At 67.2% G+C, this 12,746-nt stretch carries 12 protein-coding genes; 7 read left to right on the forward strand and 5 right to left on the reverse strand.

All coding sequences use genetic code 11. The annotated features are described in order from the left end of the window. Window positions 1–10: 10 nt before the first annotated feature. From GGC47_RS01650 to GGC47_RS01660, 3 genes are read left to right on the forward strand one after another with little or no spacing between them, the layout of a single operon-like run. Entirely contained in the window at window positions 11–802 is a 792-nt protein-coding gene (locus GGC47_RS01650) for an ABC transporter ATP-binding protein (protein ID WP_038361557.1), read from the forward strand. A gap of 11 nt (window positions 803–813) precedes the next feature. Continuing rightward, on the forward strand, window positions 814–2,604 hold the full coding sequence (locus GGC47_RS01655; protein ID WP_142020325.1) for a NirA family protein: 1,791 nt from the start codon (window positions 814–816) through the stop codon (window positions 2,602–2,604). Continuing rightward, the gene (locus GGC47_RS01660; RefSeq protein WP_142020324.1) at window positions 2,601–4,187 is read left to right on the forward strand and encodes a sulfite reductase subunit alpha; all 1,587 of its coding nucleotides are present in this window, start codon (window positions 2,601–2,603) and stop codon (window positions 4,185–4,187) included. The genes GGC47_RS01655 and GGC47_RS01660 overlap by 4 nt, the downstream gene beginning before the upstream one ends. 138 nt (window positions 4,188–4,325) lie before the next feature. Here the strand turns inward: GGC47_RS01660 and GGC47_RS01665 are convergent, their stop codons facing one another. The 5 genes from GGC47_RS01665 to GGC47_RS01685 are packed head-to-tail and all read right to left on the reverse strand — an operon-like array spanning window position 4,326 to window position 8,379. Beyond that, the gene (locus GGC47_RS01665; protein ID WP_142020323.1) at window positions 4,326–4,661 is read right to left on the reverse strand and encodes a hypothetical protein; all 336 of its coding nucleotides are present in this window, start codon (window positions 4,659–4,661) and stop codon (window positions 4,326–4,328) included. Next, window positions 4,661–5,557: a DUF6772 family protein gene (locus GGC47_RS01670; protein ID WP_142020322.1), complete on the reverse strand. Its 897-nt coding sequence runs from the start codon at window positions 5,555–5,557 to the stop codon at window positions 4,661–4,663. The genes GGC47_RS01665 and GGC47_RS01670 overlap by 1 nt, the downstream gene beginning before the upstream one ends. A 5-nt stretch (window positions 5,558–5,562) precedes the next feature. Further along, window positions 5,563–6,390 carry a carbohydrate ABC transporter permease gene (locus GGC47_RS01675; protein ID WP_429066647.1) on the reverse strand — a complete coding sequence of 276 codons (828 nt, stop codon included), beginning with the start codon at window positions 6,388–6,390 and terminating at the stop codon, window positions 5,563–5,565. Next, window positions 6,383–7,255 (reverse strand): carbohydrate ABC transporter permease, encoded by an 873-nt coding sequence (locus GGC47_RS01680; protein WP_112763465.1) that lies wholly within the window; start codon window positions 7,253–7,255, stop codon window positions 6,383–6,385. The genes GGC47_RS01675 and GGC47_RS01680 overlap by 8 nt, the downstream gene beginning before the upstream one ends. Next, window positions 7,255–8,379: a mandelate racemase/muconate lactonizing enzyme family protein gene (locus tag GGC47_RS01685; protein WP_142020321.1), complete on the reverse strand. Its 1,125-nt coding sequence runs from the start codon at window positions 8,377–8,379 to the stop codon at window positions 7,255–7,257. The genes GGC47_RS01680 and GGC47_RS01685 overlap by 1 nt, the downstream gene beginning before the upstream one ends. Window positions 8,380–8,477: 98 nt before the next feature. On the opposite strand from GGC47_RS01685, the gene GGC47_RS01690 reads away from it, so the two are divergent. Genes GGC47_RS01690 through GGC47_RS01705 form a run of 4 tightly spaced genes read left to right on the forward strand, consistent with a single transcriptional unit; the run spans window position 8,478 to window position 12,632 of the window. Next, window positions 8,478–9,269 carry a FadR/GntR family transcriptional regulator gene (locus GGC47_RS01690; protein WP_142020320.1) on the forward strand — a complete coding sequence of 264 codons (792 nt, stop codon included), beginning with the start codon at window positions 8,478–8,480 and terminating at the stop codon, window positions 9,267–9,269. Further along, on the forward strand, window positions 9,241–10,536 hold the full coding sequence (locus tag GGC47_RS01695; RefSeq protein WP_429066651.1) for an ABC transporter substrate-binding protein: 1,296 nt from the start codon (window positions 9,241–9,243) through the stop codon (window positions 10,534–10,536). The genes GGC47_RS01690 and GGC47_RS01695 overlap by 29 nt, the downstream gene beginning before the upstream one ends. A gap of 57 nt (window positions 10,537–10,593) precedes the next feature. Then, window positions 10,594–11,883 (forward strand): ABC transporter substrate-binding protein, encoded by a 1,290-nt coding sequence (locus tag GGC47_RS01700; protein ID WP_142020318.1) that lies wholly within the window; start codon window positions 10,594–10,596, stop codon window positions 11,881–11,883. Beyond that, complete coding sequence (locus tag GGC47_RS01705) at window positions 11,883–12,632, forward strand: SDR family NAD(P)-dependent oxidoreductase (protein WP_142020317.1); 750 nt, start codon at window positions 11,883–11,885, stop codon at window positions 12,630–12,632. The genes GGC47_RS01700 and GGC47_RS01705 overlap by 1 nt, the downstream gene beginning before the upstream one ends. Window positions 12,633–12,746: the final 114 nt, after the last annotated feature.

Consider the following 12,746-nt stretch of genomic DNA (forward strand, 5'->3'; position numbering starts at 1 on the left):
GGCTTGAACGATGAGCTATCTCAAGATCGACCACGTCGACAAAAGCTTCCAGCGCGGCGCCGCCACGACGGAGGTGCTCAAGGACATCAGCCTCGTCATCGACAAGGGCGAGTTCGTCTCGATCATCGGCCATTCCGGCTGCGGCAAGTCGACCCTGCTCAACATCGTCGCGGGGCTGACGCCGGCGACGAGCGGCGGCATCCTGCTCGAGGGCAAGGAGGTCAATGCGCCCGGCCCGGACCGGGCCGTGGTCTTTCAGAACCATTCGCTGCTGCCCTGGCTCACCGTCTACGACAATGTCGCGCTCGCCGTGAACAAGGTCTTCGGCAGCTCCAAGAGCAGGGCCGAGCGGCATGGCTGGATCATGCACAATCTCGACCTCGTCCAGATGGCCCATGCCAAGGACAAGCGGCCGGCCGAGATCTCCGGCGGCATGAAGCAGCGCGTCGGCATCGCGCGGGGGCTCGCCATGGAGCCGAAGATCCTGCTGCTCGACGAGCCCTTCGGCGCGCTCGACGCGCTGACGCGGGCGCATCTGCAGGATTCGGTGATGCAGATCCATGCCGCGCTCGGCAACACCATGATCATGATCACCCACGACGTCGACGAGGCCGTGCTGCTCTCCGACCGGATCGTGATGATGTCGAACGGCCCCTCCGCCCGCATCGGCGAAGTGCTCGACGTGCGGCTTGCCCGCCCGCGCAAGCGGCTGGAGCTGGTCTCTGACCGCACCTACATCGGCGCGCGCGAGGCGGTGCTGAAATTCCTCTACGAACGCCACCGCTTCGTCGAGGCGGCGTGACGACGCCGGCCATGAGCGACGATTTCACACCCGATCAGAAGCGCTATCTCGAAGGCTTCACCAGCGGCATGCAATCGGCCCGGGCCGCGCGCGGGCTCGCGCCGCTCGGCGGAGCAGGTGGCGGAACGCCTCCCGCCGGGCCCGACCGAGAACATCTGGAAGCGCAGGAGCGCGCGGTCGCCGCCGGCGGCAAGCTCGTTCCGCAGGAGAAGTGGAAACAGGCCGAGCACCCTTTCGACGCCTATGCCCGCTTCAAGGCACAGGCCGCCACCGGCGCATTTCCCAAGCCCGAGGATGATTTCCGCTGGCGCTATCACGGCCTATTCTATGTGGCGCCGGCGCAGAACAGCTATATGTGCCGGCTGCGCATTCCCAACGGCATCCTGAACGCCTGGCAGTTCGAGGGCGTGGCCGATCTCGCCGAGCGCTGCGGCGGGGGATACAGCCATGTCACCACGCGGGCCAATCTCCAGATCCGCGAGATTTCGGCCGAGAATGCGCCGTCGCTGCTGGAAGGGCTCGCCGATCTCGGCCTGACCGCCAAGGGCTCGGGCGCCGACAACATCCGCAACGTCACGGGCTCGGCGACGGCCGGCATCGACCCGCTCGAACTCCTCGACACGCGCCCGCATGCCCGCGCCTGGCACCACCACATCCTCAACGACCGCTCGCTCTACGGCCTGCCGCGCAAGTTCAACGTCGCCTTCGACGGCGCCGGCTCGATCGCGACGCTGGAGGACACCAACGATATCGGCTTCCAGGCCATCGACGTGCTGGAAGGCGCCTCCTGCGACGGGCAGCCGGTCGAGCCGGGCATCTGGTACCGCCTTGCGCTCGGCGGCATCACCGGCCACAAGGATCTCGCCCGCGACACCGGCGTGATCGTTGCGCCTTCCGACGCGATTGCCGTGGCGGATGCCATCGTGCGCGTCTTCATCGCCCATGGCGACCGGACGGACCGCAACAAGGCCCGGCTCAAATATGTGCTCGATGCCTGGGGCTTCGAGCGGTTCCTCGCCGCCGTCGAGGAGAAGCTGGGGCGCCGGCTGCTCCGGCTCGACGGCGCCTTCGTCGCGCCGCGCCCCGTCTATGACCGCCTCGCCCATATCGGCGTGCATGCGCAGGCTCAGGCCGGCCTGAACTGGATCGGCGTCGCCTTGCCGGTGGGCAAGCTCACCGTGCCGCAGATGCGCGTCATCGCGGCGATCGCGCGCCAATGCGGCGACGGCGATATCCGCCTCACCGTCTGGCAGAACCTCCTGATCTCCGGCGTGCCCGACGCGAAGATCGAGGACGCGCTCGCGAATTTGCAAGCCGCCGGCCTCTCGGCCGAGACCTCCATCCTGCGCGCCGGGCTGATCGCCTGCACGGGCGCGACCGGCTGCAAATTCGCCGGCGCGCACACCAAGGAGGACGCGCTCGCCATCGCCGCCCATTGCGAGCCGCGCATCGCGCTCGACCAGGCGGTCAACATCCATCTGACCGGCTGCCACAACTCCTGCGCCCAGCACTATATCGGCGATATCGGCCTGATCGGGCAGAAGGTGCCGGTCGGTGACGAGGGCGACACCGTCCCCGGCTACAATATCCTCGTCGGCGGCGGCTATGGCGTGGAAGGCGGCATCGGCCGTGAATTGCTGACGCATGTGAAGGCCGAGGAGGCCCCTGCCCTCGTCGAAGCGATCCTGCGGAGCTGGCAGTCGCACCGCGCGGCGCCCGACGAAAGCTTCGTCGCCTTCGCGCGGCGCCACGAGATCGCGGCACTGAGGGCGCTGGTCACCGAGGCGGGAGAAGCGGCATGACCGTGCAGACGCCGACTCCGCTCGCGCAGATCGTCCCCGAGAGCGCGCCCTTCAGCGAGGAGCAGCGCTCCTGGCTCAACGGCTTCTTCGCCGGGCTGCTCTCGCTCGACAATGCCGGCGTCACCGCCCTGTCCCCGGCGCAGAACGCCGCGATGATGGAGCAGGCCGAGGATGACGGAGCGCCCTGGCACGACCCGTCCATGCCGATGACGGAGCGCCTGCAGCTCGCCGAGGGCAAGCCCCTGCCCCGCCGGCTCTATGCTGCGATGGCCCAGCAGGATTGCGGGCAATGCGGCTATGTCTGCGAGACCTATTCCGCCGCCATCGCTTCCGGCGCGGAAGGAAGGCTCAATCTCTGCGCGCCAGGTGGCAAGGAGACGCTGCGGCAGGTCAAGGCGCTGATGGAGGAGCCCGGCGGCTCGGCCCCGGCCGCCCCCACCGAGACTGCACCGGCAGCGGAATTGGGGCCGAAAGGTCGCTGCCGCGAGAACCCGGCGCTCGCGACCTTTCTCTCGCGCCGCAAGCTCAATGGCGCGGGCTCCGAGAAGGAAACCTGGCATGTCGAGTTCGACCTCTCCGAGAGCGGGCTCGACTATATGGTCGGCGATGCCTTCGGCATCGTCGCGCGGAACGATCCCCGCCTCGTCGATGCGGTGGTCGCGCTTCTGGGCGCGCGGCCGGACGCAGAGATCGGCGGCAAGCCCCTGCGCGACAGGCTCATGGAAGATTGCGCGCTCGGACCGGCGCCTGATGCGCTGTTCCAGCTCATCTCCTATGTCACCGGCGGGGAAGCCCGCGCCAAGGCGAGGCGCCTCGCCGCCGGGGAGGATCCCGACGGCGATATCGACCGGCTCGACGTGCTCGGCACGCTGCACAAATTCTCGCAGGCGCGGCTCTCGGCGGAGGCCTTCGTCGAGGCGCTCGATCCGCTGCAGCCGCGGCTCTATTCGATCTCCTCCTCGCACAACGCCACGCCGGGCCGCATCACGCTGACCGTCGATACCGTGCGCTACAAGATCGGCACGCGCCCGCGCTGGGGCGTGGCCTCGACCTTCCTCGCCGAGCGCGTCGAGCCCGGCGACAAGGTGCCGGTCTATGTCCAGCGCGCCCATGGCTTCGGGCTGCCCGCCGATCCGGCGACGCCAATCATCATGTGCGGTCCGGGCACGGGCGTCGCGCCCTTCCGCGCCTTCCTGCACGACCGGCAGGCGACCAAGGCACCGGGCCGCAACTGGCTGTTCTTCGGCCATCAGCGGCGTGCCTGCGACTTCTTCTACGAAGACGAATTGCAGGCGATGAAGGATGCCGGCTTCCTCACCAACCTGACGCTCGCCTGGTCGCGCGATGCGGGCGAGAAGGTCTATGTCCAGGACCGCATGCGCGAGCGTGGCGGCGAACTCTGGGCCTGGCTCGAACAGGGCGCGCATTTCTACGTCTGCGGCGACGCCAAGCGCATGGCCAAGGATGTCGAGCGCGCTCTGGTCGATGTCGTCGCGGAGCATGGCGGGCGCTCCAGCGAGGAGGCGATCGCCTATGTCGCATCCTTGCGGAAGGCCGGGCGCTATCAGGCCGACGTCTATTAGGGCATGCCGATTTTGCGCCGAACCACGCCGTCATCCCGGGCCTGACCCGGGATCCATGCCTGACCCTTTTCGATCAAGGCTCCGGCATGGATCCCGTGCTTCCGCGACAACGCAGCAAGCTCTACGGATGTCCCGCGATCAGGCCTTCAGATGGAAGGTCACCAGCACGGTGATCTCGGCACCCTTCGGCACCGTCGCGGCGATGCGCAGGAAGTTGCCGAAATGGGCGAGCCGCTGGAAGGTCACGGCGTCCTTCGCCGCCGGCAGGTCGAACTCCGAGCCCTCGGGACACCAGTGCATGCCGTCCGCCGAGATTTCGACCCTGGCCTTGGGCAATGGGCCGACCGGGGCCTTGAGCGCCCGGACGAAGACGATGGCCTCCTTCGCCCAGCCGGCCTCGTAGGGCTCGGTCGCACTCGCCCCCGTCCAGCTTTCGTTGCGGGCGACGATCGCCGTGAGGTTTTCGGGCAGCATCAGAAATCCCCCGACAGGCAGACGGAGTCGAGATAGGCGAAGGCGCGCTTGTCGGTGTCCGTCTCGGCGAAGAAGGCGAGGTTCAGCATGCACCACAGGTTCTTCATCGCCGGGATGCGGATGCAGTCGAACCCGTCCATGGCGAAGACGCGGTCGTTGACCTGAAAGCGCGTCGCCTGCATCGCCGCGAGGTCGAAATCGAAGCGCAGATAATGCCAGTTCACCTTGGTCGGGATCTCGTTGTAGCAGAGCCGCTGCTCGCCGCCCGGCAGATCCTCCCAGTCCTCGGGAGCGAGATGGTAATGCGTGATCGTCTTGCCGGCGGTGCCGATCGGCTTGATCGGCGTGGTCTTTCGTTTGAACTGCCATTTCTGGATGTGCTGGCCGTCCTGCGCGTTGAGGAAGCGCAGATGCGGCATGACGCGATCTCCCGGCCCTGAGGTGTCGCCGATCTGGAGATCGTAGAGAAAGCCGAAGGAGCGGATATCGGTCTCCGACAGGGCGAGCTCCGTCGCCTCCGGCTTGAAGGTAAAATAGGCCTCGAGCCGGATCGGCCCGGCCTTGCGGAAGGTCAGGCGCTTGATCGCGACATTCTGCGCGCCCTTTTTCGGGCGCGTCGCGATCTTCAGCGCGTAGGAGCCGTCGACGCCGCCATGCGAGCCGAAATCCCAGTTCGGCAGGGTCGAGAGCATGGCGTGGCTGTGCTGGGCATAGCCCGGCAGCATCGCGTCGAGCGTGTCCTCGTAATTGCCGACGAGTTGGGTCCAGCCGCACATGCCGCGGTCGAAATCGTCGAGGCAGATGATCCGCGGCAGCGGATCGAAGCGGCTTAAGCTTGGGTCGCTCTCGCGCAAGGCGCGTCTGAGATCGTCGAGCCGGGAATCTGACGGGGTCATGGCGATCAGCCTTTCACCGCGCCGGCGGTGAGGCCGGCGACGAGGTGTTTCTGCATGAGGATGACGAAGGCGAGCACCGGCACGAGCTGCACGGTGGACGCAGCGAAGAGCACGCCCCATTCGACGCCCTCGACGGCGCCGATCATCTCGGAGATCACCAGCGGCGCGGTCTTGGCCTTGGTGGTGGTGAAGATGAAGGCGAAGAGGAACTCGTTCCAGGCATAGACGATGACGAAGACCGAGACCGCCAGCATGCCCTGCGCCGCCATCGGCAGGATCACGCGCATGATGATCTGGAACTGCGAGGCGCCGTCCATCATCGCGGCCTCGTCCAGCTCGCGCGGGATCTGGTCGATGAAGGTGCGCATCACCACCGTGCCCAGCGAGACGAAGAAGGTGGCGTAGAGCACGATCAGCACGACATGCGTGTCGTTGAGGCCGAGCCAGTTCACCACCGGGAAGAGCGGCAGCGTGATCACGATCGGCGGGATCAGGCGGATGAAGATCAGGAAGAAGGCCGAGGCCTGCAATCCGCGCGAGGCGAAGCGCGAATAGGCGAAGCCGGCGAGCAGCGAGACGCCGACCGCGAGCACGGTCGCGCCGACCGTGACGAGGAAGCTGTTCCAAAGACCGAAGAAGAAATCGCCCCAGCGGCTCCACAGCGCCTGGTAGTTCGCCAGCGTCGGGACGAAGGAAAAGGCGCCCGTTGGCGAGAAGATGTCGCGGTCGGCCTTGAAGGACGACATCGCGATCAGGCCGATCGGCACGAGCGACCAGGCGACGACCGCCAGCACGCCCAAAAATTTCAGGAAATGGCGAAGCAGCTTAGGCACGCGCGAACATCTCCCGGTAGAGCCGGCGCAGATAGAACAGCGCGAGCAGGAGCGAGGCGAGCACGAGCAACCAGCCGGTGGCCGCGGCCGGGCCGAAGGCGTTGTAGCGGAAGGCCTCGAGATAGAGATAGACCGCCATCACCTCGGTCGAGCGTGCGGGTCCGCCGCCGGTCATCAGCCAGACCTCGGAAAACAGGCGGAAGGCGAAGATGTAGCGGAACAGCGCCGCGATCAGCAGCGCCGGCATCAAGAGCGGCAGCGTCACGCGGCGAAAGCTGGTCCAGGCCGAGGCGCCGTCAATGGACGCCGCCTCGTAGAGGTCGCTGGGGATCGAAAGCCGTGCGGCATAGAGGATGATGAATGAGAACGGCAGGTGCAGCCAGATCGAGAGCAGGCTGACCATGGCGAGGCCGTGGCTCGGATTCACCGCCCATTCGATCGGCGGCAGCCCGATGGTGGCGAGCAACCGGCTCATCATCCCGACATCGGGCTCGAACAGGTAGCGCCACATCACCACCGCCGAGACTTCGCTGACGGCATAGGGCGCGAGCACGATGGCGAGCAGGAGCGCGCGAAACGGCACGCCCGAGGCGAAGAACAGCGCCATGCCGAGCCCGATCAGCAACTCCACATGCACGACGATCGCGACAACGATGACGGTGTTGAGCAGCGCCTTCCAGAAATACGGATCGGCCAGCACCTTGGCGTAGTTGGCGAGGCCGACGAATGTCGCCTGCTGGCCGAAGGAGGACTGGTTGAGGCTCAGCCAGAAGACGTAGATCGCCGGCAGGAAGATGATGCCGCCGATCATGAGCTGGACCGGCGTGACCAGCGCGATGGCGGAAAGGGGCGTGCGGCTGGTCATCAAGCGATCCTGAAGCGCTTCAGCACCTCGCGGTCGATCTCGACGCCGAGGCCCGGCCCCTGCGGAATGGCGAGCTTGCCGTCGACCAGTTGCGAGCCCTCGCCGACGAGCGGTCGCGTGAAGGCATCGCGCAGTGGGTTCTCGTAGACCATGCATTCGAAGGTGCGGAAGGTTTCCGCCGCCGCCGCCAATTGCAGGCTCGCGGCAACGCAGATCGCGCCTGACCAGCCGACATGCGGCGCATAGGCCGTATTGAAGGTCGCCGCGAGCTCGGCGATGCGCCAGGTCTCGGTGATGCCGCCCGAGCGCGTCACGTCCGGCTGGATCAGCCCGAGCGAGCGGTCCTGCAACGAGATCAGCGCCTCAGACGCGACATAGTCACTCTCGCCGGCCGCCAGGCGGATCGGCAGGTGCTGCGCCAGACGGCGATAGCCTTCGCGGTCATGCGGAGCGATCGGCTCCTCGAAGAAGCCGTAGCCGAGATCGGCGAGCGCCCGCCCGACGATCATCGCGTCGTCGACGTCATAGGCCCAGTTGGCGTCGACATAGAGGGCGATGTCGTCGCCGGCGAGCCTACGGATCAGTTTCGCGCGGGCGATGGCGTCCCTGAGCGGATGGCCGAGCTTGACCTTGATCTCGCGGAAGCCGGCTTTCAGAACGGCCGCCACCTCGGCCTCGACCGTCGCATCGTCGAGCCAGTTGATCGAGGAGGCATAGGCCGCGACCTCCTTACGCCCCATGCCGCCGAGCAATCGGTGAATCGGCTCGCCCGCCTGCTTTCCGGCGATGTCCCAGAGCGCGATGTCGATCGCGGCGATCGCCTCGACGATCTGGCCGCCGGGCCGGCCGGACAGTGCCGCGCGCATCGCCTTCCAGAGCGCGCGCCGGTCGGCGGCGTCGCGTCCGATCAGGCGCGGAACCAGCGCCTCCTCGATGAAGCGCGCATAGCCCGCGGCGCCGCGCCGGCAGAGCCCCTCCCCGAAGCCGACCGTGCCGTCCTCGGTTTCGACCTCGACGACGACGATCTCGATCGCCGGGTAGTCACCCTGCGATGTCCGCTGGACCTTGGGCAGGGTCGCCCGCAGCGGATGCACGGCGATCTTCGATATCCGGCTGGCCGGCATGGGCTCGCGTCCTCCCTGAAGGACATCATCTTATCTGATAGGTTGAACAGTTGCCAAGGAATGCGGCATCTGTCAATGATCGCCGCCGGAGGAATTTGATGAGCGACACCGCCCGTTCCGTGCTGGATGAGGACGACCTTTTCGCCGGAGGCGATGTCGTGCCGATGCGTCTCGGCGATGCCGTGATCCAGCGCATCACCCAGGCCATCCATGACGGGCGGCTCAAGCCGGGCGATTTCCTGCCCTCGGAAGCGCGCATCGCCGCCTCCTTTGGTGTCAGCAAGCCGATCGCCCGCGAGGCCATCCGCCAGCTCGCGGCGATGGGCGTCGTCCATATCCAGCAGGGCAAGCCGACGCGAGTGCAGGCGCTCGATGCCGCCCCGCTCGACCGCTTCTACCGCTTCGCCGTGCGCGGCCGCGCCAATGGCCTGACCGAGGCGGTAGAACTGCGCCGCATCCTGGAGCCGCCGATCGCCGCGCACAGTGCCGAGCGCCGCACGGCCGAGGATATCGAGAAGCTCGACCTCATTCTCGCCCGGATGGAAGATGCGCTTGGCAACGTGCCGCGCTGGATCGAGGCCGATCTCGATTTCCATGAGGCCGTCGCCGCCTCCTCGGGCAACCGCCTGCTGGATTTCCAGATCCGGGGCCTGCGGCCGGTGATCCGTGAGGTGATGGAGATATTCAATTCGCGCGAGGCGCGTGGCCCCGCCGACTGGCAGCGCACCTTCGAGCGGCATGTCCGCGTCGTCGACGCGATCCGGGCCGGCGATCCGGTTGCGGCCTTTGCCGCCATGAACAAGCATTTCGAAGCGGCCGAAGCCGCCATCGCGGAACTCGCGAACCACAGGGAGGATCACCATGAGCCAGAGGGCGACGCTCGACCGTAGGCAGTTCGGGGCCGGCATCCTGGGTTTGAGCTTCGCCGGGCTCGGCGGCGCGGCTCGGGCGCAGAGCAATCCGTTCAACGTCTTCACCCATCGCGTCATGCAGACGGTCGCGACCGGCGCGCAGGGCGGCGACATCACCAAGGACTGGGCGCAGAAGAACGGCGTCACCGTCCAGTGGACGACCTTCGACACCGGCCCGCTGCAGGAGCGGCTGTTTCGCGAGGCGAGCCTAGGCGAGAGCTCGGTCGACGTCGGCTTCGTGGTCAATACCCAGGTCGTGCCGCGCGCCGCGACTTTGTTCGAGCCGCTCGACGACTACCTCAGGAAGGACCCGGTCGAGGACCCCGCCGACATCTTTCCCGGCCTGATGCAGGGCATGAAAGTCGGCGGAAAGCAGCTCGCCATCCCCTTCCGCCACGCCTCCTCCGGCCTGCACTACAATGAGGAGATCCTGGCCGAGAAAGGCTTCTCCAAGCCTCCCGCAACGATCGAGGAGATGATCGAGATCGCCAAGGCCTGCAGCTATCGCCGCAGCGACGGCACCCAAGTCGTGGGCTTGTGCACGCCGGGCGTGACCTATCCCAACGTGATCGACCTCGCCCGCGCCTGGGATGGCGACTTCATCACGCCCGATTTCAAATGCGTCGCGGACCAGCCGCCGATGCTGAATGCGATCCGCACCTTGCGCGAGCTTTTCCAGATCAACGCCTTCCCGCGCAGCTTCGCGACGCTCTCGCCCGAGGACGTCAATGTCTGGATGCAGCAGGGCCGCGCCGCGATGAGCCTGCAGAGCATGGGCCGCAACCGCATCTACAACGACCCGCAGAAGTCCAAATTCCCCGGCAAGATCAAGACGATCGCCGTACCGGCCTCGAAGACGCTCGCCGGCAAATACGATGCCGCTCCGGCCAAGGTCGAGTTCTGGGGGATGGTCATTCCGAAGAACGCGAAGCGCAAGGACCTCGCCTGGAGCTTCATCAAGGCGATGACCTCGAAGGAGGCGACATTGAAAGCCGCGCTCAACGGCAACGGCCCGGTGCGCGCCTCGACCTATGCCGACCAGAGCTTCGCCGGGACCGTGCCCTATGCCGCCGAGGAGCTGAAGGTCTTGAAGGTCGCACGCGTGCCCCTGCCGGCCTTCGACGAGGCTGCCCGCGCCGGCGACTTCTTCAAGGAGGAGGCGGAGGCCGCCGTGCTCGGCATGAAGACGCCCGAGGAGGCGATGGCCTCGCTGGTCAAGCGCGTGCAGCCGCTGCTGCCGGCCTGATCGATCGACAAAAGCGGCGCGACGACAGCGTCGAAACAACACCTCGGAGGACCATCGATGACGCTCCGCATTTCACGCCGCCGGTTCGGCGCCCTCGCCGGTGCGACCGCTACGGCGGCGCTTCTTCCCAAAGGCGCCCTCGCCCAGGCCAAGACGCTGACCGCGCTCGGCCACCGCGTCCACCAGACGGCCGCGACCACCGGCCCCGGCGGCGATGCCACCGAGGGCTTTCGCAAGGCGAATGGCGCCGAGGTCAATTGGGTGACCTTCGGCGATGTCAATGCCGTGCATGAGCGGCTGCTGCGCGAGGCTTCGCTGTCGGAGACCTCGATCGATGTCGCCTATCTCGTCAATGGCCGGGCGGTTCCGCGCAATCTGCAGCTCTTCGAGCCTCTCGACGCGCTGATGAAGCAGGCGCAAATCGAGGCCTTCGACGATGTCGCGCCCGGCCTGATCGCGCCGCTCAAGGTCGGCGATGCCTTGCACGGCATCCCCGTCCGCCATGCGACCAACGCGCTGATCTACAACGAGGCCCTGCTGGAAGAGCGCGGCGTCACCAAGCTGCCGACGACCTTCGAGGAGCTGACGGAACTCGCTCGCAAGCTCACCTTCAAGCGCGAGGACGGCACGCAGGTCTACGGCCTCGCCTTCACCGCCGTCTTCGCCTCGAATTTCCTGACGCTCGCCCGCTGCCTCGGCGGCGACTACATGACGACCGACGGCAAGATCGTCGCGGCCGAGCCGCCGATGGTGAAGACGCTCACGCTCCTCGCCGATTTCTACAAGGCCGGCGTGCTGCCGCGGAACTTCGCGACGGTGAACAACGAGGAGATCACCACCTGGATGCAGCAGGGCCGGGCCGCGATGACGATCAACCCCTTCGCCCGGCTCGTCACCTATAACGACCCGTCCAAGGGCAAATATGGCGGGCGCTTCAAATCGCTGCTGCCGCCGATGGCGGCCGATCTCGCCGGCAAGGTCGCCTTCGCGCCGACGGTCGAATTCTGGTCGCTGATGATCCCGAAGAACGCCAAGCAGAAGCCATTGAGCTGGGAGTTCATCCGCACCCTGTCTTCCAAGGCCGGCACGACGGCGATGGCGCTCAACGGCAACGGCCCCGTCCGCATCTCGACCTATGCCGACGACAAGCTGAAGGCGGCGATGCCCTATGCCGCCGACGAGGCCGCCGCGCTCAAGGCCTCGCGCATCCATCTGCCGGCCTTCGACGAGCAGGCGCGCGCGCACGACATCTTCATCGAGGAAACGCAGGCTGCCGTGCTCGGTCGCAAGCCCGCACAGCAGGCGATGGACGACGCGACCGCGCGCGTGAAGCCGCTGCTCGGCTGATGGCGGGGCCGCTTTCGGGGCGCGTCGCGCTGGTCACCGGCGCGGCGCGGGGGATCGGGCTGGCCATCGCGACCGCTCTTGCGGGCGCGGGCGCCTTCCTCGTCATCCATGACCGCGACGAGGAGGCCGAAGCGGTTGCGCGCCGGCTCGGTGGCGAGGGTGGTCGGGCAACGCCGCTCATCGCCGATCTGGCAAAGCCCGGCGCCGTCGACGGCATGGCCGCCGCGCTCGCGCGGCTGGCGCTGGCACCCGACATCCTCGTCCTCTGCGCCTCGGCCGAGATTCGCCAGACGCTCGATACCTTGAGCGACGAGGCGCTCGCCGTGCAGAGCGAGGTCAATCTGCATGCGACGGCACGGCTCCTGAAGACCTTCCTGCCCGGCATGCAGGCCCGCGGCTTCGGCCGCGTCATCGCGATCGGCTCCGTGCAGGAGGCGCGCGCCAATGCCGACTGCCTCTACTACGCCGCCACCAAGGCCGCGCAGACGAGCATGATCCTCACCCTCGCCCGCACCACGCAGGCACAGGACATCACCTTCAACACCATCCAGCCCGGCGCCGTGCGCACCGACCGCAACCGCGCGATCCTCGCGCAGCCGGGCCGGGAAGAGCTGGCTCTCGCGCGTATCCCGCTGGGCCGGATCGGCAATCCCGAGGACTGCGCGGGCATCGCGCTGCTGCTCTGCTCACCGGAGGGCGCCTATATCAACGGCGCCGAGATCCCGGTGGATGGCGGCATGCGACTCTGACGGTTGACGTCGCGCCTGCCGCAGGCGGAGAATTCGCGGGTGGCCGGCGATCGCCTTGCCTGAGTGCGAAGGATCGGGGAACCCGCCGCGCGAAAAGGCCCTGTTTCCCTGAGC

This window comes from Allobosea sp. OAE752, from assembly GCF_050433265.1.
In the GTDB taxonomy this organism is placed as follows: Bacteria; Pseudomonadota; Alphaproteobacteria; order Rhizobiales; family Beijerinckiaceae; genus Allobosea; species Allobosea spartocytisi.

Excerpts from the sequence above, each read along its gene's own strand:
- GGC47_RS01650 (WP_038361557.1), top strand. The coding sequence starts at position 11 with ATGAGCTATCTCAAGATCGACCACGTCGACAAAAGCTTCCAGCGCGGC.
- GGC47_RS01655 (WP_142020325.1), top strand. The coding sequence starts at position 814 with ATGAGCGACGATTTCACACCCGATCAGAAGCGCTATCTCGAAGGCTTC.
- GGC47_RS01660 (WP_142020324.1), top strand. The coding sequence starts at position 2,601 with ATGACCGTGCAGACGCCGACTCCGCTCGCGCAGATCGTCCCCGAGAGC.
- GGC47_RS01665 (WP_142020323.1), bottom strand. The coding sequence starts at position 4,661 with ATGCTGCCCGAAAACCTCACGGCGATCGTCGCCCGCAACGAAAGCTGG.
- GGC47_RS01670 (WP_142020322.1), bottom strand. The coding sequence starts at position 5,557 with ATGACCCCGTCAGATTCCCGGCTCGACGATCTCAGACGCGCCTTGCGC.
- GGC47_RS01680 (WP_112763465.1), bottom strand. The coding sequence starts at position 7,255 with ATGACCAGCCGCACGCCCCTTTCCGCCATCGCGCTGGTCACGCCGGTC.
- GGC47_RS01685 (WP_142020321.1), bottom strand. The coding sequence starts at position 8,379 with ATGCCGGCCAGCCGGATATCGAAGATCGCCGTGCATCCGCTGCGGGCG.
- GGC47_RS01690 (WP_142020320.1), top strand. The coding sequence starts at position 8,478 with ATGAGCGACACCGCCCGTTCCGTGCTGGATGAGGACGACCTTTTCGCC.
- GGC47_RS01695 (WP_429066651.1), top strand. The coding sequence starts at position 9,241 with ATGAGCCAGAGGGCGACGCTCGACCGTAGGCAGTTCGGGGCCGGCATC.
- GGC47_RS01700 (WP_142020318.1), top strand. The coding sequence starts at position 10,594 with ATGACGCTCCGCATTTCACGCCGCCGGTTCGGCGCCCTCGCCGGTGCG.
- GGC47_RS01705 (WP_142020317.1), top strand. The coding sequence starts at position 11,883 with ATGGCGGGGCCGCTTTCGGGGCGCGTCGCGCTGGTCACCGGCGCGGCG.